The following is a 333-nucleotide window of genomic DNA, read 5'->3' on the forward strand; positions in this document are numbered from 1 at the left end:
AGTGGCATGGCCCGCGTCGTGCCGAGTTCCTGAAATGGGCCGCAGAACACGGCCTGGACTGGCACTCTGACGCGGCCAACATGGGCTTCATGGAGCACGAACTACAGACGCCGCAGTATGCCGGTCTGTTGGCACAGCTTCGGCAGGCACAGAGCGGCACCGACGCGGCGGCGCTGGGGCATCAATATGAGTCCGGCGGGTCTGACTATTTCCGGGCGCAGCACATGGCCGAGGGCGAACGGTTCGCACACCTGCCGTCCCCGCATGCGCCGCACACGTCTGCCACGGCGCCGGCACCGCACGCGCGCCCCACGGCCATGGAAGAAACGTTGC

General features: G+C 67.3%; 1 protein-coding gene. It reads left to right on the forward strand.

The window, feature by feature from the left end:
* Positions 1–333, forward strand: a 333-nt coding sequence (locus B8460_RS22670; RefSeq protein ID WP_048863260.1) for a phage tail tip lysozyme, incomplete at both ends; no start/stop codon positions are given.

It is taken from the genome of Acidisphaera rubrifaciens HS-AP3, from assembly GCF_000964365.1.
GTDB lineage: Bacteria > Pseudomonadota > Alphaproteobacteria > Acetobacterales > Acetobacteraceae > Acidisphaera > Acidisphaera rubrifaciens.